Source organism: Cryobacterium sandaracinum (genome assembly GCF_004403415.1).
In the GTDB taxonomy this organism is placed as follows: domain Bacteria; phylum Actinomycetota; class Actinomycetes; order Actinomycetales; family Microbacteriaceae; genus Cryobacterium; species Cryobacterium sandaracinum.
Map to the genome: position 1 here is coordinate 12,969 of NZ_SOGO01000044.1, position 22,176 is coordinate 35,144.

Below are 22,176 nucleotides of genomic sequence, written 5' to 3' on the forward strand. Positions count from 1 at the left end.
CCCTAGAACTCCAGCGACGCGAACCGCTCGATGTCGGACTCGGTGCCGGAGACGATGATCAGGTCCTGGTCGGTGATGACCGTCTTCTCGGTGGCGTAGGTGAAGGGGCGGTCGGGGCTCTTCACGCCGACCACGGTGACGTTGTACTTGCGGCGCAGCCCGGATTCGGTCAGGTTCAGGCCCCGGATCGGCTTGGGCGGGATCATCTTGACCAGGGCGAAGTCGTCGTCGAATTCGATGAAGTCGAGCAGGCGTCCGGAGACGAGGTGCGCCAGGCGTTCGCCTGCCTGTGCCTCCGGGAAGACGACGTGGTTCACCCCGATGCGCTCGAGGATCGTGCCGTGCGACTTGGAGATCGCTTTCGCCCAGATCTGCGGGATCCCGAGGTCGACCAGATTCGCCGCGATCAGCACACTGGCCTCGACGGACGAGCCGACGGCGCAGACGGCGATCGAGAATTGCTGCGCGCCGATCTGGCGAAGCGCTTCCAGGGAGGTGGCGTCGGCCTGCACCGCGTGCGTGACGCGTTCGGACCACTTCTGCACGAGGACCGCGCTGTCGTCGACGGCGAGCACATCCCGTCCGAGCCGGTCGAGTTGCCCCGCGGTGGCCGCGCCGAACCGGCCGAGGCCGATCACGAGCACCGGTGCGTCGTGTTTGAAGCGGTCAGCCAACGATGGGTCTCTCTTCCGGACGGGAGAACAACTGCCTGCTCTGGCTCGCGGCGAGGGCAGCCGCGAGGGTCACTGTACCAACCCTGCCCATGAACATGGTTGCCGCCAGCACATACACTCCGGCCGGAGGCAGTTCGCCGGTCAGGCCCGTCGACAGGCCGCAGGTGGCGAACGCGGAGATCACATCGAAGAGCACCTGGTCGAACGGCGCCTTGGAGATCTGCAGGATCAGGATGCTGGACACGGCAACCGTCGTGGCGCCCCACAGCACCACGCTGACCGCGAGCCTCAGGATGTCGCTGGGGATCCGGCGGCCGAACGCTTCCATCTGGCTTCGTCCGCTGGCCTCGGCGAAGGCGGCGAGGAAGAGGATGGCCAGGGTCGTCACCTTGATGCCGCCGGCGGTCGACGCGGAGCCGCCGCCGATGAACATCAGCATGTCCGTGGCGAGCAGGCTCGCCCCCTGCAGGTCGCTGATGTCGATGGTCGCGAAGCCGCCGGACCGGGTCATCATCGACAGGAAGAGCGACTGGAAGATCGTGTCGCCCACGTTCAGCGACCCGAACGTCTTCGGGTTGTCGAATTCGAGCGCGATGTACACGGCAACGCCGGCCACGAGCAGCACCACGGTCGTGAAGAGGGTCAGTTTCACGTGCAGCGACCAGCGTCTGGGGCTATGCCAGCCCCGGGCGAGGGCGTAGATCACCGGGAAACCCAGGCTGCCGAGGAAGGCGCCCACCATCAAGGCGCTGAGGAACCAGTAGTCGCTGGCGAACGGGGCCAAACCTCCGACGTTGGGGGAGAAGCCGCTGTTGGTGAACGCCATGGCCGCGTAGTACACGCTCTGCCAGAGCGCCTCGCCGACAGGTGTCCCGACCGCGAGGAAACGCGGAAAGAGCAGGATAGCCACGACCAGCTCGATTACGAAGGCGCTGATCGCGACCGTCACGAGCAGGTTGCCGACCTCGCCCAGGCGAACGGCCTGTCCTTCATTGACCGGTCCGGCATGGATGCGAGAGGGGTTCGTGTCACTGGCGGCCATCAGCCGGGCGCGCAGGCCCAGGCGCCGGGAAATGACCATTCCCATCAGGGAGGCGAGGGTCAGCACGCCGACCCCGCCGATATTGACGCCGACCACCACCAGGACATTGCCGAAGGCCGACCAGTGCGTGGCCATGTCCACCGTCGCTAGGCCGGTCACGCAGATCACCGACACCGCGGTGAAGAGGGCGTCGTGCAGCGGGGTGACGATGCGGTCTGCCGTGGCGATGGGCAGGGAGAACAGGAGGGTGAACACCAGGACCAGCGCGGTGAAAACGAGGATGGCGAATCGGGACGGCGAGCTGCGGACCAGACCGTCCACTGAGTCTCGCAACCAGGCGTACCAACTGGTGGGACGCGGTGCGAAGGCGGAATCCGCCATCCGTGTCTGCACTGAAACCTCCGACTTGCTCGCGACGAACGGCCGTCGACATGGTATCCCCCACCGGGAATGAGTAGCCTTGAGGCATGGCAGACATCTTCGGCGTGGTGGCGGATTCGACCCGACGCGAAATTCTACGCATTCTCCTCGAGCGATACAACCAATCGAACACGGCCGGCGGAGAGCTGAGCGTGTCTGACATCGTCGACAAGCTCGGCCTGAGCCAGCCAACCATCTCGAAGCACCTGAAGGTGCTGCGCGAAGCGGGCCTGGTGGGCGTGAGAGAAGCCGGTCAGCACCGGTATTACCATCTTGACTACGCGCCGCTTGAGGAAATCGAAGACTGGCTGATTCCCTTCCTCAGCGTCGACTTCGACGCCACCGTCGAGGAGCTGACCGAGGAGACCGAGGGCTTGAAGGTGGAACAGCGGGCATTCGCCGCGGCCATCGGAAAGGCCTTTGCGGAGACATCGTACCAAATGGCGCATGCGGTCAAAGATGCGAAGCCCCGAAAATGGCGGAGAATTGACTAGTCGGCGGCGCTTGAGCTCCCGAATGCGCACACCGCGTAGGAGAGTGTTGTTTTTCCGGTAGACTGATATCTACCGTGTCTGTCGCGAATCCCGCGGCGAAACCAATTCTTTTGTGAGGTCCGTGTGGGTTCTGTAATCAAGAAGCGACGCAAGCGTATGGCGAAGAAGAAGCACCGCAAGCTGCTTCGTAAGACTCGCCACCAGCGTCGCAATAAGAAGTAGACGGTTCTGGACCGTTTGTAATAGCTACCGGCGTAAGCGCTAGGCCCCTGGGGTCTAGCGCTTTTTGCTTGTCCGGGTGGCGGCCTTGATGCTGCCGCGTTTGAGGATCATCACCGGCCAGTGGCGGGCTGCGGCATAGCGGCGGAGCGTGGCATCCGGATTCACGACCACCGGATTGCCGACCAGGTCCAGCAACGGAATGTCGTTGTGGGAGTCGGAGTAGGCCCAGCAGACGGCCAGGTCGACGCCGCTGCGCTCTGCCTGGGCGTTGGCGGCGACGGCCTTGCTGACACCGTGGCAGACACCCGCGGTGAGGCGGCCGGTGAAAATTCCGTCGACGGCCTCGAGCCGGGTACCGAGCGCGCCCGTGAGGCCCAGCCGTTCGGCGATGACGTCGGCCACCTCCTGGGCGGTCGCGGAGACGAGCCAGACCTCGCGCCCGGCCTTGAGGTGCGCACGGGCGACGGCGACCGTTTCCGGCCAGAGCCGCTGCAAGAGGCGGGCGTCGAAGATCTCCGTGCTGAGCGCGACGAGTTCGTCCCGGCTGTAGCCCACGACCACTTCCAGCGCGCGCTCCCGGATGCTCGCGAGGTGCATCCTGTTTTCGCCGACGTAGAGGAATCGGGCCTGTTTCCAGGCGAAGGAGAGCAGGTCCCGGCCGGTGACCAGTCGTCGCCGCCAGGCACCCACACCGAGGTGGTACAGGCTGGCGCCGCGCAGGAGGGTGTTGTCCACGTCGAAGAACGCGATTGCGGGGGCGATGGTGTCTTCGGACATATGTGCGGTCAAGTCTAGTTGCGTATTGCGTCGGCGGGCCAGCATAGGCTGGAGCAATGGCTACTGCACTCCTCACCCTGATCGGCAAGCCCGGTTGTCACCTCTGCGATGACGCCCGGGATCTGGTCGACAGCGTCGTGACCAAACTCGCCGACGACCCGTCCGCCCCCGACATCGTGCTCGAAGAACGCTCGATTCTCGACGACGCCGAGCTGCACGCCCTGTACGTCGAGGACATCCCGGTGCTCCTGCTCAACGGCAAGGTGCACAATTACTGGCGCATCGATCCACTGCGGCTGCGCACGGCGCTTCTGGCCGTGCAATGATCCGGCACATCGTCTCCTGGCAACTAGCCCCGGCCGACCCGGTTCAGAAGGCCGCCGCCGCGGCCGGGATCGCGGTCCGCCTGGAAGGGCTCGTGGGCGTCGTCGACGAGATCCGCTCGCTGCAGGTGGGTTTCGACGTCGCCGGCGGCTCCAACTGGGACGTCGTGCTGATCGCCGACTTTGACGACCTGGACGCCGTCAACCGCTACCAGGTGCACCCCGCCCACCAGGCGGCGGGAACCTTCATCCGTTCCGTCGTATCGTCGAGGATGGCCGTCGATGTCGCCGTCTGACCGTTCGGCTACGGCCCGTTCGGCTACGGCTCGAGGCGCGTCGGGCCGCGGAACAGGTAGGTGACCTCGCGGATGCTGGCCTGGTGCAGCATCAGCATGAGCACCCGGGCGAGGCCCATGCCGAACCCGCCGTGCGACGGAACGCCGTAGCGGAAGAAGTCGAGGTAGCCCTCGATCTCCTCGGGGTCGACGCCCTTCTCCTTGGCCTGCTCGACCAAAATGTCGATGCGGTGCTCGCGCTGCGCTCCAGTGGAGATCTCGGTGCCGTTGAAGATCAGGTCATAGCTCTTGGTGATGCTCGCGTCGCCCTCGTGGCGCATGTGGTAGAACGGCCGGATGCTTGAGGCGTAGTCGGTGAGGAAGACGAACTCGTGGCCGAAGGTCTCGCGCACGTAGGCGGCGATCCGGCGTTCGCCTTCGGGGTCCATGTCGTCGTCATCGCGCGGGACCTCGTAGCCGCGGGTCTTGACGATCTCCTTGGCCTCGGCCAGCGGGATGCGCGGGAACGGTGTACTGGGCACGGTGACCTCGACCCCGAAGAGGGCCAGGACCTCGTCGCCGTGCTTCTCCTTGACGGCCGTGAATCCGGCGACAAGCAGCTCTTCGTGCAGCTGCATGACGTCTTCGTGGCTGTCGATCCAGCTGATCTCGGAGTCGACGCTGGTGAACTCGGTGGAGTGACGGCTGGTGAACGACGGGTCGGCGCGGAACGCCGGTCCGACCTCGAAGATTTTGCCGAAGCCGGCGGCCTGGGCCATCTGCTTGAAGAACTGCGGGCTCTGCGCGAGGTAGGCCTTGGTGTCGAAGTACTCCACCTCGAACAGCTCGGCGCGGGACTCGCTCGCGCTGGCCATCAGCTTCGGGGTGTGCAGCTCAATGAAGTCATTGTCGATCCAGTACGTGCGCAGTGCGTGCTCGAACGTGGTCTGGAGGCGGAAGATCAGGTTCTGCTTGGGCTGGCGCAGATCGATGAAGCGCCAGTCGAGGCGCTTGTCCAGATTGGAGTCGGCCGCGATCGGGGTCTCGGGGATGGCGACCGTGACGACCTCGAGGGTCGCGAGCTTGATTTCGATGCCGCCGAGCTTGACGCGCTCGTCGTGCTTGAGCTCACCGGTGACGGTGACGAAGCTGCCCTGCGACAGGGTGGAGATGGTGGTGGCCGGTTCGTCGGCGACGACAATGCCGTCGGCATCCGTAGTGCGCGGGTTCACGAGCTGCACCGCGCCGGATTCGTCGCGCAGCACGACGAACTGCACCTTCTTCTGGTCTCGGACGGTGTCGACCCACCCGGACACCGTCACGGGTCCGTTGTCGAGGGCGGCCAGGTTCTTGATCATTATGCGCTCAGTCACCGGTCAAGTTTAGCCGCACGGCTCTCGGCGTATTCGCGGGTGCCCCCTCCGTAGACTGGGAGAGTGGTAGCCAGACAGGTACATCTCGTGCGGCACGGTGAGGTTTTCAATCCCGAGTGCGTTCTGTACGGACGCCTGCCCGGATTCCGCCTCTCCGATCTGGGGGCCCAGATGGCCGAGGCGGCTGCCGCCGATCTGGTGGAGCGCGGGCGCCCCGTCGCCCGCATCATCTCCTCACCGCTGCAGCGTGCGCAGGAGTCGGCCGCTCCGATCGCGGCTGCCTTCACCCTTCCGGTCGACATCGACCCGCGCATCATCGAGCCGACCAATTTCTTCGAGGGCAAACGGATGCGGGGCACGGGCGGGGCTTTGCGCGATCCCCGCAGCTGGCACGCGCTGATCAACCCGCTGCGTCCCAGCTGGGGCGAACCGTTCGACTCGATCGCGAAGCGCATGCTCGCCGCGATCGAGGATGCCCGCAACTCGGTCGACGAGGGCGACGTCGTGCTCGTCAGCCACCAGCTTCCGATCTGGATGGTGCACCGCGCCCTGGCCCGGCAGCGTTTGCCGCACGACCCGCGCAAACGCCGCTGCGACCTGTCGAGCATCACAACCCTGTCCTGGCCCGGCGGCTTCCCCGACGAGACCGGCTACTCCAACCCTGCCCTGTCGCTGCAGGTCGGCGCCTCGGACGTAGGAGCCGTATGAACCTCCGTCCCCGCGCCGCCGTCACCGCTCTGGTTGCCGTGGCGCTACTGCTGACCGGCTGCTCCGCCGACCCGCTCGCCGAACAGTACCGCGAGGGCAGCAGTAAGGGCTTCATCGCCGGTGACGGCAGCTGGACCGAGATCCCGGCCGCCGAGCGCGGCGATCCCATCTCCTGGAGCGGCGCCGACGAAAACGGCGACCCGCTCTCCAGCGAGGACTACGCCGGCGAGGTCGTCGTGGTCAACTTCTGGTACGCCAGCTGCGCGCCCTGCCGGGCGGAAGCCCCGGCCCTGCAAAAACTCAACGAGGAATTCGCCGGCACGGACGCCCACTGGGTCGGCGTCAACGTGCGGGACCAGGCCGCGAACGCGACCGCGTTCAACGAGAGCTTCGGCATCACCTACCCGTCGGTGATGGACGTCGACAACGGGAGCATGCAGCTCGCGTTCAGCGGCAGCATCCCGCCCAACGCCGTTCCCACCACGCTGGTGCTCGACCGGTCAGGCCGGGTCGCGGCCCGCATCCTCGGTGCGATCTCGGAGCCCTCCATCCTCGAAACTCTCGTGCGCGACGCGATCGCCGAGGATTCGTAGGCGTGGACAACCCCTTCGGCGAGATCGTCTTCAGCGGCCAGCTCTACCTGGCCATTCCCATCGCCGTGCTGGCCGGGCTCGTCTCGTTCGCCTCTCCCTGCATCCTCCCGCTCGTGCCCGGCTACCTGGCCTACATCGGCGGCTTCACCGACGGCAGCTCGACCCCCGCGCGCGGCGACCGCCGGGGCCGCAACCGTCTGCTGCTCGGGGTCCTGTTGTTCATCCTCGGCTTCACCCTCGTCTTCGTGCTCACCGGTGTCATTTTCGGGGTTGCCGGATTCTGGCTGAACCAGTATCGAGATGCGATCACCCGCATCGCCGGCGTCGTGGTAATCCTGCTCGGCCTGGTGTTCGTCGGCCAGTTCGGTTTCGCGCAGCGCAGCGTGAAGGCAACCTGGAGACCGGGGATGGGCCTGGCCGGCGCTCCTCTGCTCGGCGCGGTCTTCGCCGTGGGCTGGACCCCCTGCACCGGCCCCACGCTCACGGCCATCAACTCTCTCAGCCTGACCACGGGCTCTCCCTGGCAGGGGGGACTGCTGGCCCTGTTCTACGCGCTCGGGCTGGGCATCCCGTTCCTTCTCATCGCGCTCGGCCTCAGCTGGGCGACCGGAGCCGTTTCCTTCCTGAAACGGCACGTCAGGGCTATCAACCTGTCTGGCGGTCTCCTCCTCGTTCTCATCGGCGTGCTCATGGTCAGTGGCGTGTGGAACGCCTGGCTCCTCGACCTGCAAGGAACGATCGGAAGTTATGTCCCGGCCATCTGACCATTACGACGCCCCGGCCTCCGCGGGAATCGTGCAACCGCACCTCGGCTTCGCAGGCTGGCTGCGCTGGTTCTGGCGCCAGCTGACGAACATGCGCACCGCGCTGTTCCTTCTGCTGCTTCTCGCGATCGCCGCCGTGCCGGGATCCCTGGTACCCCAGCGCAGCTCCGACCCGAACGGGGTTACCCAGTACTTCGCCGACAACCCCGACCTCGCACCGCTGCTCGACACGGTTCAGGCGTTCGACGTCTACTCGTCGGCGTGGTTCTCGGCCATCTACCTGCTGCTGTTCATCTCGCTGATCGGGTGCGTCATCCCGCGCACCAAGCACCACTACCTCGCGCTGCGGGCCAAGCCGCCGCGCACCCCCGCCCGCCTGTCCCGGCTGGCCGGCTTCACGGCGCGCATCGCTCCGGCCGGCACGGATGCCCAGGCCGCCGTCGAGTCCGCCCGCAGGCTTCTGAAGACCAGCGGCTACCGGGCGGCCGTCTTCGAGAATCGCGGGGAGACCTCGGTCTCGGCCGAACGCGGCTACCTGCGTGAAACCGGCAACCTGGTCTTCCACTTCGCCCTGGTCGGCATCCTGATCACCGTCGGTTTCGGTGGCGGCTTCGGGTTCAGCGGCCAACGTGTACTGGTCGAAGGGCAGACCTTCGTGAACACCCTGCTGGCCTACGACTCGTTCAACCCCGGCCGGTTCTTCAACGACACCAGCCTCACGCCCTATAAACTCACCCTCGACAACTTCGACGTCACCTACGAGGAGGAGAACCTCAAGGCCTACGGCCAGCCGATCGACTTCACAGCAGAGGTCACCATCACCCCGCGGGGTGAGGCCGCAGAGGCCAGTCAGGTGAAGGTGAACGGGCCGGCCCGCACCGGCGGCACCGACGTCTACCTGCTCGGCAACGGCTACGCCCCCACCCTCACCGTAAAGGACCCGAACGGGGTGGTCGTCTTCACCGACTCTGTGCCGTTCCTGCCGCAGGATGCCAACCTCACCTCCCTCGGCGTGATCAAGGTTCCCGACGGGCTCGCCGAGCAACTCGGCATGATCGGCTTCTTCTACCCGACCCAGGCCACCGCGGATTCGGGGGCCTTCTTCTCCTCCTTCCCTGACCTCGAATACCCGCTGCTGACCCTCAACGTCTACTCGGGAGACCTGGGGCTCGACGCGGGCGTGCCGACGTCGGTCTACTCGCTCGACATCGACAAGATGACCCAGCTCACCGGGGGCAAGACCGGCGTGGAGTCGATCGAGTTGAAGCCGGGGGAAACCCGGGAACTGCCGAACGGCCTCGGGTCCGTCACTTTCGACGACGCCAACCCGGGGGCGCAGAACGGGGACTTCTCTGGTTCGGTGCTGCGGTTTGCCTCGTTCGACATCCACCACGACCCCACCCAGCTCTGGGTGCTGTCCTTCGCCGTTCTGGCCCTGCTCGGCCTGCTGACGTCACTGTTCGTGCCACGTCGGCGGGTCTGGGTGAAGGCCGTGCCGGAGCAGGACGGCTCGCTGCGCCTCGAATACGCGGGTCTAGCCCGGGGCGAGGACCCGACCCTGGAATCCGCCGTCAGCGACCTCGCCGATCGGCACACGGACCTGCTGTTATCCTCCCAATCGGCCACCCCGGCATCCGAACAGAAATAGGCTGTCATCGTGAATCTCAACGAGCTCTCCATTCTGAGCCTCTACTCGGCCATGGCGGTCTACGCCCTCGCGTTCATCGCCTTTTCCTTCGACCTGGCCAAGCGCTCCGCGGCGGTCACCTCCGCCACGGCGGCAGACGCACAGGTGCGCCGGGCCGAATCTGCGCGCGCGGAAGCGGCCGGCGCGGCGGGCGCAACCACCACCCTCACCCGCATCAGCGCTCGCATCGCGAACGACGCGGTCACCCCCTACGGCCGCTCGGCCAGCCTGCGGGTGGGCGTCTCGCTCACCGTGCTGGCGTGGCTGATCCACCTGGTGTCGGCGGTGCTCCGCGGCGTGGCCGCCGAGCGCGTCCCGTGGGCGAACATGTACGAGTTCGCGATGACGGGCACCCTGCTGATCGTCTCGGTGTTCCTGATCGTGCTGACCCGCGCCGACCTGCGCTTCCTCGGCACCTTCGTCACCGGCATGGTGCTGGTGCTTCTCGGCATCGCGGCGCTGCGCTTCTACGTCGAGGTCGCGCCCCTGCCGCCGGCCCTGCAGTCGGCTTGGTTGGTCATTCACGTCTTCGTCGCCTCGCTAGGCACCGGCTTCTTCGCACTCGGGTTCGCCCTCTCGACCGTGCAACTCCTCCAGTTCCGGCGTGAGTCGCTCCTCGCGTCCGCGAAGAGCGGTCGGCTGCGGTTCCTGGCCACCCTGCCGTCGGCGGCCACGCTGGAGAACCTGGCCTATCGGGTCACCATCATCGGCTTCATCCTGTGGACCTTCACCCTCATGGCCGGCTCGATCTGGGCCGAACAGGCCTGGGGTCGCTACTGGGGCTGGGATACCAAGGAGGTCTGGACGTTCATCATCTGGACCCTCTACGCGGGCTACATCCACGCCCGCGCGACCCGTGGCTGGCGCGGATCACGGTCCGCCTGGTTGTCGATCATCGGCTTCGCCGCCGTCATGTTCAACTTCGGCATCGTCAACGTCTTCTTCAAGGGCCTGCACTCCTACTCCGGCCTCTAGACCAGGGGTCCTCGCTCCTAACGAATTCGACGGAGATTTCGGCCGGATCGCCGCCAAACAGGCCGAAAACCCTCTTCTTGCGCAGAATCTCCGTCGAATTGGTTCAGTCGGTGAGTAGCGCGTAGCAGCGGGTCAGGCGGGCCAGCCACCAGTCACGCCGGTCGTCCGCGGCTGCGTAACGCTCCAGCAGCTGCGGGTCGGGGGTCACCCGACGCACCGGGATGCCGCCGTCGACCGGCAGCAGCGGGTCGGTGGTGACATCCGCGGCAAGGAGCGACGCCGTGCCGAGTCCGCAGTCGAAGTTGAGTTCCGGAATCGCGGCGGCCAGGTGGGCGCCCATCGAGATGCCGACCGAGGTGTCGAGGGCGCTTGAGACCACGGCGGGCAGCCCGGTCTGGTTGATCAGCGCCAGGGCGGCGCGGATTCCGCCGAGCGGCGCGGCCTTGATCACGAGGATGTCGGCCGAACCCGTGCGGGCCACCAGCAGCGGGTCCTTGGCGCGGCGTACGCTTTCGTCGGCGGCGACGCCGACGTCGAGGTAGCCGGTGCGGCGGCGGATCTCGGCGAGTTCCTTGATGGTGGCGCAGGGCTGCTCCACGTATTCGAGGTCGAACTCGTTGAGGGCGTGGATGGCGTGCTCCGCCTCATCGACGTTCCACAGACCGTTCGCGTCGACACGAATGCGCCCCTCCGGCCCGAGCACACGGCGAACCATGCGCACGCGTGCCACGTCGTCGACGAGGGTCTGACCGGGGTCGGCGACCTTCACCTTGGCGGTGCGGCAGCCGGGGAACCGGGCGAGCACGCCGGCGACCTCGTCGGCGGTGACCGCCGGCACCGTCGCGTTCACGGGGATGCGTTCCCGAAGCAGGGGCGGCGTGGCCTGCCAACCGAAATCGAGGGCGGCCCGCAGCCAGGTGGCAGCCTCCGCGTCGTCGTATTCGGCGAACGGGGAGAATTCCGCCCAGCCTTCCGGTCCCTCCACGAGCAGGGCCTCGCGGGTGTCGAGTCCGCGAAACCGCGTCGCCAGAGGCAGGGCGACGACGCGGGCAGTTCTGAGCAACTCAGCAAGTGGTGGCAGCATGTTCCCAGTGTGCCAGCCGGGGGCTCTCCCGGGGAACGCCGGTCAGGCGGGGAACGCCAGTCAGGTCAGAGCACGTCCTGGTTGAACGCCCCGTCCACCTCGAGATCGATGTCCGGGCCGTTGTGCGGTTTGACGTTGAGAATTGCGAAGGGGATGCCCGGCGCGATCAGCAGGTAGGCGTCTTCGAAGCGCCCGCCGCCACTGTTCACCCGCAGCCAGTAGGGCTTCCCAGCCAGGAACGCGGTCTCAACCTCGGTCTGGATGGACTCCAACGACCGGCCGCCCAACGAGTACTCCGCGCCGCCGTAGACAATATCGACTCGGATCACGATTCGTCCTTCACCAATACTGTCGCGGGTCAATGTGGTTCCGGCACGAGCTGGAGGCCCCCGGAGGAATTGGCCGAAAGCATGAGGGCTTCGATCCATTCGCGGTTGAGGCTGGGGGAGCGCCCGCCGAAATACTTGTAGGCCAGGGGTATCGCGGGATGCAGCCAGATCGTGCTGCGGCCGTCGCCGCCCTGGGGGTCGTCTCGCCACGTGAAATAGAAACACTCGCCGCGTCGCAACTTCGCCCCGATGACGACCTGGATATGGGCGAGGACCCGGTCGTCGAAATCTGCTGTCAGAGACGAGTTGTACGTGAGCTTGCCCATATATCCCCCGATATCAAAGTTTTAGCCGAGGATAGCGTGAAGTCGCCAGCACCGCTACGCTCCGTTCAGTGGGAACGGCCGAGGTTCAGTCCCGCAGGTACCGCTCGAGTCGGGGGACCTTCAGCAGGGCCAGTGCGCGCTTCTCGATCTGGCGCACCCGTTCCCGGGTCACGCCCTGAACGACGGCGATCTGGTCCAGCGTCTGGGGCGCGCCCCCGTCGAGACCGAACCGGGACATCAGGATCGACCGCTCCCGCGGCGGCAGGGCGCGCATGTAGAAAACGATGTCCGAAGCCCGAATGGTGAGCATGGCGTGCTTCTCGGGCTGGGCCATGCCGCGGTGGACGGCTTGGCGGATCCACCAGGTGGCGTAGGTGGAGAATTTGTAGCCGGTCATGAAGTCGTATTTTTCGACGGCGCGGACGAGGCCGATGTTGCCGTCCTGCACGAGGTCCATGATGGGCATTCCGCGTCCGGAGTAGTGCTTGGCGATGCTGTCCACCAGGCGCAGATTCGCTTCGATGAAGTGGTNTCCACCAGGCGCAGATTCGCTTCGATGAAGTGGTTCTTCGCGCGGCGGCCGTCATGGGCAAGCCAGGCCAGCTCGCGGGCCAAGGACGGGTCGTCGACTCCGTGGGACAATTTTTCGACGGCGAACAGCCCGACCTCGATGCGCTGCGCGAGGGTCACCTCGTCGATGGCGGTGAGCAGGGGCCCCTGCCGATGCGGCGCAGGTAGTCGCCGAAGGCATCCGTCGATGTGCTGTAGCGGGAGGGAGCGGTCGACGGAGCGGAGGTGAAATTCGCTGACGCTGACGCTGACGCTGACGCCGGGGTCGGGGGCTGATTCGCGGCCGGTGGCGGTCGGGAGCTTGAGCGCTCCGGGGGCTGGGTCTCTTGCGTGGCCGTGCTCATCGCAGTGCCGTTCCGCTGGGTGCCGGACGGAGGGCGAGACTGACCGTGGCGCGGTCAAAGGATGAGAAGTACGCTCGCTCCCGGGGGGCGGCCGAAATCCGTCACTTCGAAGGCGTCGTCCACGCGCTGGATGAAGCCGACCAAGGCGGCCGGATCGCCGTCCGCGATCATCCGGTCGCTGATGCGCCATTCCGTGGGGGAGAGTTCGTTGATCCCGATATTTCTCGCGGGTGGGGTGGGGATCGTTTTTCGTGTGCCATTGTCGGCCATCACTGCCTCCGAGTATTTTTCAATAACTCAGTACACAGGGTGGAAACGACGGCCTCAAGGGGCTTGACTTTGCCGCTCAAACGGGGATGCCAACCAGCTTCCGAGAGGCCCATGGCCAGCCGCATTCCGGCGCCGCAGGCCCGCGTAGGCTGGGTGCATGATCGAACAGGTTTCCGAAATCTTCGACCCGACCCAGTGGCAGGAAGTCGCGGGCTTCGACCGCCTCACCGACGTCACGTACCACCACGACGTGACTGGGAGGATCGCCCGGGTGGCGTTCAACCGGCCCGAGGTGCGGAACGCGTTCCGCCCGCACACCGTCGACGAACTGCACGCCGCCCTCGAGGACGCGCGCGTCAACCCGCACATCGGGGTGGTGCTCCTGACCGGCAACGGACCCAGCCCGAAGGACGGCGGTTGGGCGTTCTGCTCGGGCGGGGACCAACGCATCCGAGGCCGGGATGGCTACAAGTACGCCGAGGGAGAGACCGCGTCCGGGATCGACACGGCACGCGGCGGCCGACTGCACATCCTCGAGGTGCAGCGGCTGATCCGGTTCATGCCCAAGGTTGTCATCGCGGTCATCCCCGGCTGGGCGGCCGGCGGCGGGCACTCCCTGCATGTGGTCTGCGACCTCAGCATCGCCAGCGCCGAGCACGGCAAGTTCAAGCAGACGGATGCCGACGTCGGCTCCTTCGACGCCGGCTACGGCAGCGCCTACTTCGCCCGCCAGGTGGGGCAGAAGACCGCGAGGGAAGTGTTCTTCCTGGCCCGCGAGTACTCCGCGCAGCGCGCCTTCGAGATAGGGGCCGTGAACGCCGTGGTGCCGCACGGCGAACTCGAGGTGGAGGCGCTGGATTGGGCCCGCACGATCCTGACCAAGTCGCCCACCGCCATCCGGATGCTGAAATTCGCTTTCAACGCCGTGGACGACGGCCTGGTCGGCCAGCAGGTGTTCGCCGGGGAGGCCACCCGCCTGGCCTACGGCACCGACGAGGCGGTCGAGGGGCGTGACGCGTTCCTGGAGAAGCGCGACCCCGACTGGGGTCCCTACGACTGGCAGTTCTAGGCGACCATGTTCCGTCGGCTGAGGGTGGTGCCGGTCCGTGACCCGCTCGACCTGATGACCCCGTTGCGCCTCGCGCTGGCCGACACCGGCGACGCCGTGCTGCCGGTACCCGGCCGGCAGGAGGCCGCCGGGCGGCTGAGCCTGCTGCGCGTGCCCCGTCAGGTGGCCGTGGTGATCGAGACGTCCGGATCGACGGATGTGCCCAAGCGCGTGATGCTCAGCACCGACGCCCTGCTGAGCAGCGCCGCCGCCTCCAGCGTGCGCCTCGGCGGCTCCGGTCAGTGGCTGCTGGCCCTGCCCGTGCATTACATCGCCGGGGTGCAGGTGCTCGTGCGCTCGATCGTGGCCGACACCGTCCCCGTCGTGCTGCCGAGCGGCCACTTCGACCCGGCCGTGTTCGCCGCCTCAGCCGGGCGCCTCACCGAACCGCTGCGGTTCACCGCCCTGGTCCCGGTGCAGCTGGCCCGGCTGGTCGCCGCGGCCGCAGACGACCCTCATCTGCTGGCCGTGCTACGCCGCTTCGACGGCATTCTGGTCGGCGGCCAGGCGCTGCCGTCGCTGCTCGCCGAGCGGGCCGTCGACCTCGACCTGCACGTGTTCGCCACCTACGGCTCGTCGGAAACTTCCGGCGGTTGTGTCTACAACGGCACCCCGATCGGCGACTCCGAGGTGCGCGTGGTCGATGGGCAGCTGGAGATCGCGGGCTCCGTGCTCGCCGAGGGGTACCTCGGTGACCCCCTGCGCACCAGTGATCGCTTCCTCGAGGTGCACGGGGGACGCTGGTACCGCACGGGTGACCTGGGCGAGGTGGATGCCGCGACGGGCCTCGTGCGCGTGCTCGGGCGAGCCGACAACGTGATCATCTCCGGCGGCGAGAAGGTGTCGCTCGACGCGGTCGAGCGGGTCGTCCGGTCGCTGCCGGGCTTCGGCGAGGCCGTGGCGGTGGGGCGGCCCGACGTCACGTGGGGCCAGGTCCCGGTGCTGGTCGTGCCGGCGGAACCCGGTGCGGCCGGCCTCCCCGAGGACTCCCTCGAGAGAATCGGGGAAGCCGTGGCATCCGTGCTGGGCAAGGCGGCCAGGCCCGCGTGCCTCGTGCGGGTCGCGTCGATCCCGCAGCTTTCCACCGGCAAACCCGACCGTCTTGCCCTGGGCCGGATGCTCGCCGATCTCTGAGCTGCCGAGCTACCGAGCCACCGAGCCACCGGCACGTACTATGAAGGCGTGGCACACGGAGCGCGGCCGGTCAGGCCCTCACAACAGCGATTGAATCCCTCGGCAGCGACCTCTTCGGCGGCCCGGAACGGGAGGTCGGGCAACCCGGCCCGGCGGAACGCCCCCGCCGGCCGCGGCCCGGCGCGAACCGGACCGGCCACGGCAGGAGACTGGGTCTCCGGAGCACGCCTGCGCACCCTCCCGCTGGCTATCGCACCGGTGGCCCTCGGCACCGGTGCGGCGATCGTCGTGAGCGGCCCCGGCGTCTTCCATCCGGTACGAGCGGTGCTCGCCCTGATCGTGGCCCTGTGCCTGCAGATCGGCGTGAACTACGCCAACGACTATTCCGACGGTATCCGCGGCACTGACGCCAACCGGATCGGCCCGGCCCGGCTGACCGGCGGCGGATCCGCCCAGCCCCGTGCCGTACTCACGGTGGCCCTCGCATTCTTCGCGCTCGCCGCGCTCGCCGGCCTCACCCTGGTGGTGCTGACCGGTCAGTGGTGGCTGCTGCTGGTGGGTGTCCTCGCCATCATTGCGGCCTGGTTCTACACCGGCGGACGCAAACCGTATGGCTACTTCGGTCTCGGCGAGGTCTTCGTCTTCGTGTTCTTCGGCCTTGTGGCCACCGTCGGTACCACGTATGTGCAGGTCGGCACCGTGAACACCGAAAGCTGGCTGAGCGGCGTCGGGATCGGCCTGATCGCCATGGCCGTGCTGATGGTCAACAACCTGCGCGACCTGGAGCCGGACCGGGCATCCGGCAAACGCACGCTCGCGGTGCTGATCGGGAGCATGGCGTCGCGCGTCGTGTTCTGCCTGTTCCTGCTGCTGGCGTTCGCGATCGTCGCCTTCTTCGCGGTCTTCTACCCGCTGGCCTGGCTGACGTTTTTCGTGCTGCTGCTGGCGGTGCCGGCCGGGTTGATCACGGTGACGGCGACGACCTCGACCGAACTGGTGCTGGCCCTCAAGCTGACCAGCGTCTCGGCGTTGGCCTACGGGCTGCTACTGGCTCTCGCGTTCGCGCTGTAGGTCGGCATCGGCCGCCCGTGCATCGGCCCGGTCGAGGGCAGCATCCTCGGACACGGCGTCGGGGTGCGCCGGCTCCGTATCGGGGTGCCGCGCCTGGTAGAGGCCCAGCGCGACCTTCTCGCGAGGCTTTCGCAAGAAGATGAAGGAGAGCGAGGCTCCGATCACAGCGGCGGCGATCGCGGCAAGCCACCACTCGATCCGGAGGAAGAGCATCACGGCGAGCGGAACGGCGAACAGGAGCACGCGGAAGACCGAATAGGACACCCAGGCGGGAACAACATTCATGGTCACAGTTTAGATCGCCGGGCTGTGCGCTCACTCACCGATCTCACGGGTGGGAGCCATACACTGTGGGGATGGTTCGCCTGTGGTTCGCTCTTGGAGTCGTCGTCGTCGTCCTCACCGTCTATGCGTTGGTGGATTGCGCGCTCCTGCAACGATCCCGGGTTCGCGGGCTACCACGCTGGGTGTGGATGTTCGTGATCGTGCTCATTCCCGTGATCGGGCCGGTACTGTGGCTGCTGATCGGTCGCGGCCGTGCCAGCACGGGTAAGATCGTGCGATCGTTCGCCCCCGACGACGACATCGACTTCCTCAAGGGTCTGGACCGGGCCACGTCCGACCAAGAACGACTCCGTGCCCTCGAGCAGGAGCTTGCCGACCTCGACGCTCCGGATCCCCGGGACCTCGGTGCGGCAGGAACCACCGACACGACAGGAACCTCCGGCACGACCGGTCAGGGCAGTAAGGGCAGTCAGGCCGGCCAGAACGGCCAGGCCGGGTTCGAGCCGAAAAAATCCGAGCCGGGCGAAGGCGATCAGCCTGGCCGGCGGGATGCCTGACATCGCGTCGAGCGGTAGCCCGGCCACAGACTTCAGCTTCTCTCTCCTGGGTGAATTCGTGCGTCTGGGCGTGCGCGACCTGGTTCTCAGCCCGGGCGCCCGGTCGCAGTCCCTTGCTTTGGCCGCCGCCGAACTGGAGCGGATCGGGCTGATCCGGCTGCACGTGCGCCTCGACGAGCGCGGCGCGGGCTTCCTCGCTCTCGGCCTAGCCGTCGAGGCTGGCCGGCCGACGCTGGTCGTCTGCACCTCGGGCACGGCCGTGGCGAACCTCCACCCCGCGGTGCTCGAGGCGCACCACTCGGGGGTGCCCATGATCCTGCTCACGGCCGACCGGCCGAGCGAGCTGCGCGGCATCCGTTCGAACCAGACCACCGTGCAGCCCGGTCTGTTCGGTGTGGCGACGCGCCTGTGCGTGGATGCGCCCGCACCGGAGGGTGCGGCCGGCGAGCACGCCGACGCCATTGCCCTGGCCAGACAGGCGACGGATGCCGCCACCGGCGCCACCTCGCTCGATCCGGGCCCGGTGCAGCTCAACCTGGCGTTCCGGGAGCCGCTGTCGGCGCCGGTGGCGCTGACTCCCGAAGCGATCTCCGGCCCGGTCGGACTCGCCGAGTCGGCCGCGGTGCTCGCCGCGCCCGTCGTGGACGCTTCCCCGACCGAACCGGTCTTCCCGGTCACGGGCGGACCGCGTACCGTGGTCATCGCCGGCACGGGCGCCGGCCCCGAGGCCGAGGAATTCGCGCGTACCGGCGGCTGGCCGCTGCTGGCCGAGGTGTGCAGCGGCGCCCGGTTCGGCCCGAACCTCGTCTCCGCCTACCGCGAGTTGCTGCTGGCCTCCGACCTCGGCGGGCGGGTCGAGCGCGCTGTCGTGTTCGGTCACCCGACGCTCAGCCGTGAGGTGCCTGCCATGATCGTCCGCGAGGGTGTGGAGACGATTGTGGTGGCTCCCACCGGCACCGAATGGTTCAACCCCGGACACCGGGTGCGCGTATTCGCCCGTGCCGCCGCCCCAGACGCCGTGGCCATCGCAGCGGCCGGCAGCCCCGAGGGGCGGGAATGGCTGGGCCGCTGGGTGATGTCCAGCCGGCACCTGTTGGCCGCGGGAGCCGCCCGCGAATCGATCCCGATCGGTGATCGCGGAATCACCCGCGAAGAGCTGGCCGCCATGCGCGCGCCGGTCACCCGGCCCATGCTCGTGGACGCCGTCTGGCGCGCCTCCTGGCCGCACGACCGTCTCGTTTTCGGTGCCTCCCGGTTGGTGCGGGTGGCCGACCGCCGCGTTCCCGGCAAGAAGATCTCCGTGCACTCCAACCGCGGCCTGGCCGGCATCGACGGCACGGTCGCCACGGCCGTCGGCATCGCCCTGGCCAGCCAGACCGGTCCGACGCCGCAGTCCACCGGCGTCACCCGCCTGGTGGTCGGCGACCTCACCCTGCTGCACGATGTCGGGTCGCTCTTGCTCACCCCGGGGGAGGCGCTGCCGCGGCTCCAGATCATCGTCGGCAACGACGGCGGCGGCACCATTTTCGACGGTCTGGAGGTGGCGGCATCCGCCCGCGCCGACGCCATCAACCGGGTTCTCTTCACCCCGCAGCAGGCCGACGTCGCCAACCTCGCCGCCGCCTACGGCTGGTCATACGGTCTGGCGGCCACCCGAAGTGACCTCGAGCGCGCGCTGACCGCGCCGCATGCGGGGCCGAGCATCCTCGAGGTTCCGCTGGTTCGCTAGGTTTGCCGGGGCGTCTGCGGGACACTGATTCTGCAACGAAGGGTGCACCGTGGCTGAACGCAGTGAGCAGGAATTCTGGGCCGGGGAACCGAGGGCGTTGCTGCGGGTGACGCCGGGGTTCCGGCTCGCGGGCGTGGACCCCGCCTCGACGCCCGGCTTCGACGGGGTGGAGAAGGACAGCGCAGATGAAGCGCTGGCCTCCGGGGCCGGCGTGCTGTCGGACCTGCAGGAGATGCTCTTCGCGAACAGCCGGTCCGGCGACCCGCGCCGCGTGCTCCTCGTGCTGCAGGCCATGGACACGGCCGGCAAAGGCGGCATCGTGCGCCACGTCGTCGGCGCTGTCGACCCCCAGGGCATCCGTCTGTACGCGTTCAAGGCGCCCACGGAGGTGGAACGGTCCCACGACTTCCTCTGGCGGGTGCGCAAACGGCTGCCCGACGCCGGCTTGATCGGGGTCTTCGACCGTTCACACTATGAGGATGTGCTGGTCGGCCGCGTACGCGCGCTGGCCCCGGCGGCGGAGATCGAGGAGCGCTACGGCCTGATCACCCGGTTCGAGCAGGAACTCGTCGACGCCGGCACGACGATCGTCAAGGTCATGTTGCACATCGGCTCCGACGACCAGAAGGAGCGCCTGGCCGAGCGGCTGGAACGCGCGGACAAGCACTGGAAGTACAACCCGGGCGACATCGAGGAACGCATGCAGTGGGCCGCCTACCAGGAGGCGTACCAGCTCGCCCTCGAACGCACGTCGACCGTTGCCGCGCCCTGGTTCGTAGTGCCGGCCGAGAAGAAGTGGTACGCCCGCCTGGCCGTGCAGCACCTGTTGATCGACGCCCTGCAGCGTCTCGACCTGACCTGGCCGTCCGCGACCTTCGACGTCGAGGTCGAGAAGGCCCGCCTCGCCGCGACCTGAGTGTGTTCGTTCGGTCGAGAGTGGCCCGCGGAGCGGGCACTCTCGCCCGGAGCGGGGATCCTCGCTGCGCGGAGTCTGCGGAGGCTTCTCAGCCGAAGGCCTCCACGACGGGGCGGAACTTCATGCGGGTTTCGGCGAGCTCGCGCTCGGGCTCGGAGTCCAGCACGATGCCGCAGCCGGCGTAGGCCGTGACGCTGCCGGCGGGGCTGACCTGGGCGCAGCGCAGGGCGATTGCCCACTCGCCGTCGCCGTCGGCGCCGACCCAGCCGACCGGGCCCGCGTAACGGCCCCGGTCAAACGGCTCGAGTTCGCGGATCAGGGCGAGCGCCGTCCCGGTGGGCGTGCCGGCGACCGCGGCCGTCGGGTGCATGGCGGCGATCAGGTCGAGCGAGTTCGATCCGTCGCTCAGGGTGCCCTCGACATCCGTTGCCAGGTGCCAGAGGTTCGGCAGCTTCACGGTGAACGGGATCTCGCTGGTGATGAGGTGAGAGGTGTGCGGGCGGAGCGAGGCCAGCACGCTCTGCACCGCGAAGGCGTGTTCGTCGCCGTCCTTGGCGGAGGTGGCCAGCTGGAGGGCTGCCTCCAGGTCGGAGGCGGCATCCGCGCCCCGCGACATCGTGCCGGCGAGCACGCGGGCGTTGACCTCCCCGTGGTCGGCGCGGATGAGGGTCTCCGGGCTGGAGCCGACGAGGCCGTCGACCGCGTAGGTCCAGCAGTCGGGGTAGCCCAGCGCCAGCTCGCTGACGGCGCGGCGCAGGTCGGATTCCGCCGGCAGCCGCCCGACCAAGTCGCGGGCCAGCACGACCTTGTTGAGGTCTCCGGAGGCGATGCGGGACACGGCTTCGCCGACCGCGTCGCGGTACCCGGCGGGCGGCAGCGCGCCCGGCAGCAGGGAGATGCGGTATTCGGTGCCGAGAGGACGGCGAGCCAGGGGAATCTCCGGCGGCGTGGTGCCGGTCGGCCAGATGCGCGTCACCCAGCATCGGCCGTTGTCGCGCCCGATGACGACCTGCGGCACGATCAGCACGCTGGTCTGGGCCGAGGAGGCGTCGAAGGCGAAGGCTCCGAAAGCGAGCAGGCCCGTGCCGGTGCTTTCGATCGGGTCGGACACGGTGGCGGCGGCCGCGACGTCGCGCCAGGCGGTGGCGGCATCCGTCAGCCGGGTCGCTCCGGAGAACTCGAGCCGCAGGGCCGTGCCGATGCCGGCCAGACCCTGGTTGCGCCGCATCCAGAGCAGCGGTGCTCGGGTGTCGAGCAGAAGAATCAGTTGGCGGATGTCGGCGATGGGGGTGGTTTCAACCGTTAGAGCCTGAGCATTCACCTGCATAGCCTATGCCAGAGGCTGTGGAGAGCCCGGCGTGTCCGCGGGCAATCTAGACTGTGGGAGTGAGTAGAGCAGACCTCAATAAGCAGCCCGAGCAGGTCGCTGCCATGTTCGATCAGGTCTCCACCCATTATGACCGCACGAATGCCGTTCTCTCGGTAGGGAACGCGGCCCTGTGGCGGATGGCCGCGACCCGCGCCGTGAACCCCCGGCGCGGCGAACGCATCCTCGACATCGCCGCCGGAACGGGCACGTCCAGCGTCGCGCTGACGAAGACGGGCGCGCACGTTGTGGCCGCCGACTTCTCGGAGGGCATGATCGCGGTCGGCCATTCACGCCACGCGGACAATCCGCAGGTCGAGTTCGTTCAGGCCGATGCCACCGCGCTGCCGTTCGCCGACAACGAGTTCGACGCCGTGACCATCTCGTTCGGCCTGCGCAACGTGGTCGAGCCCAAGAAGGCCCTGGCCGAGTTCTACCGGGTGACCAAGCCTGGGGGGCGCGTCGTGATCTGCGAGTTCTCCACGCCGCCGTTCGCACCGATCCGGCTGGGCTACTTCGCCTACCTCACTCGCGTGATGCCGATGATCGTAAAGCTCGCGTCCTCCAACGCGGAGGCGTACGACTATCTGGGCGAGTCGATCGCGGCCTGGCCGAATCAGCAGACCCTCAGTGCCTGGCTGCGGGAGGCGGGCTTCGACGCCGTCGCCTACCGCAACCTGACCTTGGGTATCGTGGCACTGCATCGCGGCATCAAGCCGACGGATGCGTCAAACGCACCGTCTTGAATCCTCCCAGATCC

28 protein-coding genes are annotated in these 22,176 nt (G+C 67.8%); 17 read left to right on the forward strand and 11 right to left on the reverse strand.

Annotation, left to right across the window (positions count from 1 at the left end; all coding sequences use genetic code 11):
* Positions 1-2: 2 nt before the first annotated feature.
* Both E3T25_RS16310 and E3T25_RS16315 read right to left on the reverse strand, forming a co-directional pair.
* Positions 3-674, reverse strand: a complete 672-nt coding sequence (locus E3T25_RS16310) for a potassium channel family protein (RefSeq protein WP_134375427.1) — start codon at positions 672-674, stop codon at positions 3-5.
* Entirely contained in the window at positions 667-2,097 is a 1,431-nt protein-coding gene (locus tag E3T25_RS16315) for a TrkH family potassium uptake protein (RefSeq protein ID WP_134375463.1), read from the reverse strand. Before E3T25_RS16315 ends, E3T25_RS16310 begins: the two co-directional genes overlap by 8 nt.
* Before the next feature lie 86 nt (positions 2,098-2,183).
* On the opposite strand from E3T25_RS16315, the gene E3T25_RS16320 reads away from it, so the two are divergent.
* Both E3T25_RS16320 and E3T25_RS16325 read left to right on the forward strand, forming a co-directional pair.
* On the forward strand, positions 2,184-2,630 hold the full coding sequence (locus E3T25_RS16320; protein WP_134375429.1) for an ArsR/SmtB family transcription factor: 447 nt from the start codon (positions 2,184-2,186) through the stop codon (positions 2,628-2,630).
* Positions 2,631-2,753: 123 nt separating this feature from the next.
* Complete coding sequence (locus E3T25_RS16325; protein ID WP_003792170.1) at positions 2,754-2,852, forward strand: 30S ribosomal protein bS22; 99 nt, start codon at positions 2,754-2,756, stop codon at positions 2,850-2,852.
* A 54-nt stretch (positions 2,853-2,906) separates the two neighbouring features.
* Here E3T25_RS16325 and E3T25_RS16330 read toward each other — a convergent pair whose 3' ends face one another.
* Entirely contained in the window at positions 2,907-3,629 is a 723-nt protein-coding gene (locus tag E3T25_RS16330) for an HAD family hydrolase (RefSeq protein WP_134375431.1), read from the reverse strand.
* A gap of 56 nt (positions 3,630-3,685) precedes the next feature.
* Here E3T25_RS16330 and E3T25_RS16335 point away from each other — a divergent pair, with 56 nt between their 5' ends.
* Positions 3,686-3,955, forward strand: coding sequence for a glutaredoxin family protein (locus tag E3T25_RS16335; protein WP_134375433.1), 270 nt, complete (start codon positions 3,686-3,688; stop codon positions 3,953-3,955).
* Complete coding sequence (locus tag E3T25_RS16340; protein ID WP_104100687.1) at positions 3,952-4,248, forward strand: Dabb family protein; 297 nt, start codon at positions 3,952-3,954, stop codon at positions 4,246-4,248. Before E3T25_RS16335 ends, E3T25_RS16340 begins: the two co-directional genes overlap by 4 nt.
* 23 nt (positions 4,249-4,271) lie before the next feature.
* Here E3T25_RS16340 and aspS read toward each other — a convergent pair whose 3' ends face one another.
* Positions 4,272-5,585: an aspartate--tRNA(Asn) ligase gene (gene aspS / locus E3T25_RS16345; RefSeq protein WP_134375465.1), complete on the reverse strand. Its 1,314-nt coding sequence runs from the start codon at positions 5,583-5,585 to the stop codon at positions 4,272-4,274.
* 78 nt (positions 5,586-5,663) lie between these two features.
* Between aspS and E3T25_RS16350 the strand changes: the two genes are divergently transcribed.
* From E3T25_RS16350 to ccsB, 5 genes are read left to right on the forward strand one after another with little or no spacing between them, the layout of a single operon-like run.
* The gene (locus E3T25_RS16350) at positions 5,664-6,308 is read left to right on the forward strand and encodes a histidine phosphatase family protein (RefSeq protein WP_134375435.1); all 645 of its coding nucleotides are present in this window, start codon (positions 5,664-5,666) and stop codon (positions 6,306-6,308) included.
* Positions 6,305-6,901, forward strand: a complete 597-nt coding sequence (locus E3T25_RS16355; RefSeq protein WP_104100690.1) for a TlpA family protein disulfide reductase — start codon at positions 6,305-6,307, stop codon at positions 6,899-6,901. The genes E3T25_RS16350 and E3T25_RS16355 overlap by 4 nt, the downstream gene beginning before the upstream one ends.
* Before the next feature lie 2 nt (positions 6,902-6,903).
* The gene (locus E3T25_RS16360; RefSeq protein ID WP_134342559.1) at positions 6,904-7,665 is read left to right on the forward strand and encodes a cytochrome c biogenesis CcdA family protein; all 762 of its coding nucleotides are present in this window, start codon (positions 6,904-6,906) and stop codon (positions 7,663-7,665) included.
* The gene (gene resB, locus E3T25_RS16365; protein WP_104170474.1) at positions 7,649-9,313 is read left to right on the forward strand and encodes a cytochrome c biogenesis protein ResB; all 1,665 of its coding nucleotides are present in this window, start codon (positions 7,649-7,651) and stop codon (positions 9,311-9,313) included. Before E3T25_RS16360 ends, resB begins: the two co-directional genes overlap by 17 nt.
* Positions 9,314-9,364: 51 nt before the next feature.
* A complete protein-coding gene (gene ccsB, locus E3T25_RS16370) occupies positions 9,365-10,327 on the forward strand; it encodes a c-type cytochrome biogenesis protein CcsB (RefSeq protein WP_134375467.1) in 963 nt (320 codons plus the stop codon).
* A gap of 103 nt (positions 10,328-10,430) precedes the next feature.
* Here the strand turns inward: ccsB and E3T25_RS16375 are convergent, their stop codons facing one another.
* The 4 genes from E3T25_RS16375 to E3T25_RS17770 form a co-directional block, all read right to left on the reverse strand.
* Complete coding sequence (locus E3T25_RS16375) at positions 10,431-11,411, reverse strand: o-succinylbenzoate synthase (RefSeq protein ID WP_134375437.1); 981 nt, start codon at positions 11,409-11,411, stop codon at positions 10,431-10,433.
* Between the two features lie 65 nt (positions 11,412-11,476).
* A complete protein-coding gene (locus tag E3T25_RS16380) occupies positions 11,477-11,740 on the reverse strand; it encodes a hypothetical protein (RefSeq protein WP_104170472.1) in 264 nt (87 codons plus the stop codon).
* A gap of 29 nt (positions 11,741-11,769) precedes the next feature.
* A complete protein-coding gene (locus E3T25_RS16385) occupies positions 11,770-12,066 on the reverse strand; it encodes a DUF7882 family protein (protein WP_104100695.1) in 297 nt (98 codons plus the stop codon).
* Positions 12,067-12,151: 85 nt separating this feature from the next.
* On the reverse strand, positions 12,152-12,589 hold the full coding sequence (locus tag E3T25_RS17770; protein ID WP_277613335.1) for a sigma-70 family RNA polymerase sigma factor: 438 nt from the start codon (positions 12,587-12,589) through the stop codon (positions 12,152-12,154).
* A gap of 38 nt (positions 12,590-12,627) precedes the next feature.
* Here E3T25_RS17770 and E3T25_RS16965 point away from each other — a divergent pair, with 38 nt between their 5' ends.
* Positions 12,628-12,804, forward strand: a complete 177-nt coding sequence (locus E3T25_RS16965; protein WP_166786034.1) for a hypothetical protein — start codon at positions 12,628-12,630, stop codon at positions 12,802-12,804.
* Between the two features lie 230 nt (positions 12,805-13,034).
* On the opposite strand, the gene E3T25_RS16395 is transcribed toward E3T25_RS16965, so the two are convergent.
* On the reverse strand, positions 13,035-13,250 hold the full coding sequence (locus E3T25_RS16395) for a hypothetical protein (RefSeq protein WP_134375441.1): 216 nt from the start codon (positions 13,248-13,250) through the stop codon (positions 13,035-13,037).
* A gap of 157 nt (positions 13,251-13,407) precedes the next feature.
* On the opposite strand from E3T25_RS16395, the gene E3T25_RS16400 reads away from it, so the two are divergent.
* The 3 genes from E3T25_RS16400 (at position 13,408) to E3T25_RS16410 (ending at position 16,563) form a co-directional block, all read left to right on the forward strand.
* Positions 13,408-14,319, forward strand: coding sequence for a 1,4-dihydroxy-2-naphthoyl-CoA synthase (locus tag E3T25_RS16400; RefSeq protein WP_134375443.1), 912 nt, complete (start codon positions 13,408-13,410; stop codon positions 14,317-14,319).
* Positions 14,320-14,346: 27 nt separating this feature from the next.
* Positions 14,347-15,492, forward strand: a complete 1,146-nt coding sequence (locus E3T25_RS16405) for an AMP-binding protein (RefSeq protein ID WP_241980925.1) — start codon at positions 14,347-14,349, stop codon at positions 15,490-15,492.
* Positions 15,493-15,582: 90 nt separating this feature from the next.
* Positions 15,583-16,563 (forward strand): 1,4-dihydroxy-2-naphthoate polyprenyltransferase, encoded by a 981-nt coding sequence (locus E3T25_RS16410; protein WP_134375445.1) that lies wholly within the window; start codon positions 15,583-15,585, stop codon positions 16,561-16,563.
* Here E3T25_RS16410 and E3T25_RS16415 read toward each other — a convergent pair.
* The gene (locus E3T25_RS16415; protein ID WP_134375447.1) at positions 16,537-16,848 is read right to left on the reverse strand and encodes a DUF4229 domain-containing protein; all 312 of its coding nucleotides are present in this window, start codon (positions 16,846-16,848) and stop codon (positions 16,537-16,539) included. The two genes, E3T25_RS16410 and E3T25_RS16415, sit on opposite strands and share 27 nt — an antisense overlap.
* 71 nt (positions 16,849-16,919) lie before the next feature.
* Between E3T25_RS16415 and E3T25_RS16420 the strand changes: the two genes are divergently transcribed.
* The 3 genes from E3T25_RS16420 to E3T25_RS16430 are packed head-to-tail and all read left to right on the forward strand — an operon-like array spanning position 16,920 to position 20,050.
* The gene (locus tag E3T25_RS16420) at positions 16,920-17,405 is read left to right on the forward strand and encodes a PLD nuclease N-terminal domain-containing protein (protein WP_134375449.1); all 486 of its coding nucleotides are present in this window, start codon (positions 16,920-16,922) and stop codon (positions 17,403-17,405) included.
* Positions 17,398-19,134 carry a 2-succinyl-5-enolpyruvyl-6-hydroxy-3-cyclohexene-1-carboxylic-acid synthase gene (gene menD, locus E3T25_RS16425; protein ID WP_134375451.1) on the forward strand — a complete coding sequence of 579 codons (1,737 nt, stop codon included), beginning with the start codon at positions 17,398-17,400 and terminating at the stop codon, positions 19,132-19,134. The genes E3T25_RS16420 and menD overlap by 8 nt, the downstream gene beginning before the upstream one ends.
* A 49-nt stretch (positions 19,135-19,183) precedes the next feature.
* On the forward strand, positions 19,184-20,050 hold the full coding sequence (locus tag E3T25_RS16430) for a PPK2 family polyphosphate kinase (RefSeq protein WP_134375453.1): 867 nt from the start codon (positions 19,184-19,186) through the stop codon (positions 20,048-20,050).
* 88 nt (positions 20,051-20,138) lie between these two features.
* Here the strand turns inward: E3T25_RS16430 and E3T25_RS16435 are convergent, their stop codons facing one another.
* Positions 20,139-21,371 (reverse strand): isochorismate synthase, encoded by a 1,233-nt coding sequence (locus tag E3T25_RS16435; RefSeq protein WP_233191371.1) that lies wholly within the window; start codon positions 21,369-21,371, stop codon positions 20,139-20,141.
* 65 nt (positions 21,372-21,436) lie between these two features.
* Here E3T25_RS16435 and ubiE point away from each other — a divergent pair, with 65 nt between their 5' ends.
* Complete coding sequence (gene ubiE / locus E3T25_RS16440) at positions 21,437-22,162, forward strand: bifunctional demethylmenaquinone methyltransferase/2-methoxy-6-polyprenyl-1,4-benzoquinol methylase UbiE (protein ID WP_134375455.1); 726 nt, start codon at positions 21,437-21,439, stop codon at positions 22,160-22,162.
* Positions 22,163-22,176: the final 14 nt, after the last annotated feature.

What these genes read in the sequence shown, in the direction of transcription:
- E3T25_RS16335 (WP_134375433.1), top strand. Translation starts at nt 3,686, where the DNA reads ATGGCTACTGCACTCCTCACCCTGATCGGCAAGCCCGGTTGTCACCTC.
- menD (WP_134375451.1), top strand. Translation starts at nt 17,398, where the DNA reads ATGCCTGACATCGCGTCGAGCGGTAGCCCGGCCACAGACTTCAGCTTC.
- E3T25_RS16340 (WP_104100687.1), top strand. Translation starts at nt 3,952, where the DNA reads ATGATCCGGCACATCGTCTCCTGGCAACTAGCCCCGGCCGACCCGGTT.
- E3T25_RS16355 (WP_104100690.1), top strand. Translation starts at nt 6,305, where the DNA reads ATGAACCTCCGTCCCCGCGCCGCCGTCACCGCTCTGGTTGCCGTGGCG.
- E3T25_RS16320 (WP_134375429.1), top strand. Translation starts at nt 2,184, where the DNA reads ATGGCAGACATCTTCGGCGTGGTGGCGGATTCGACCCGACGCGAAATT.
- aspS (WP_134375465.1), bottom strand. Translation starts at nt 5,585, where the DNA reads ATGATCAAGAACCTGGCCGCCCTCGACAACGGACCCGTGACGGTGTCC.
- resB (WP_104170474.1), top strand. Translation starts at nt 7,649, where the DNA reads ATGTCCCGGCCATCTGACCATTACGACGCCCCGGCCTCCGCGGGAATC.
- E3T25_RS16395 (WP_134375441.1), bottom strand. Translation starts at nt 13,250, where the DNA reads ATGGCCGACAATGGCACACGAAAAACGATCCCCACCCCACCCGCGAGA.
- E3T25_RS16420 (WP_134375449.1), top strand. Translation starts at nt 16,920, where the DNA reads ATGGTTCGCCTGTGGTTCGCTCTTGGAGTCGTCGTCGTCGTCCTCACC.
- E3T25_RS16315 (WP_134375463.1), bottom strand. Translation starts at nt 2,097, where the DNA reads ATGGCGGATTCCGCCTTCGCACCGCGTCCCACCAGTTGGTACGCCTGG.
- E3T25_RS16415 (WP_134375447.1), bottom strand. Translation starts at nt 16,848, where the DNA reads ATGAATGTTGTTCCCGCCTGGGTGTCCTATTCGGTCTTCCGCGTGCTC.
- E3T25_RS16400 (WP_134375443.1), top strand. Translation starts at nt 13,408, where the DNA reads ATGATCGAACAGGTTTCCGAAATCTTCGACCCGACCCAGTGGCAGGAA.
- E3T25_RS16375 (WP_134375437.1), bottom strand. Translation starts at nt 11,411, where the DNA reads ATGCTGCCACCACTTGCTGAGTTGCTCAGAACTGCCCGCGTCGTCGCC.
- ccsB (WP_134375467.1), top strand. Translation starts at nt 9,365, where the DNA reads ATGGCGGTCTACGCCCTCGCGTTCATCGCCTTTTCCTTCGACCTGGCC.
- E3T25_RS16385 (WP_104100695.1), bottom strand. Translation starts at nt 12,066, where the DNA reads ATGGGCAAGCTCACGTACAACTCGTCTCTGACAGCAGATTTCGACGAC.
- E3T25_RS16330 (WP_134375431.1), bottom strand. Translation starts at nt 3,629, where the DNA reads ATGTCCGAAGACACCATCGCCCCCGCAATCGCGTTCTTCGACGTGGAC.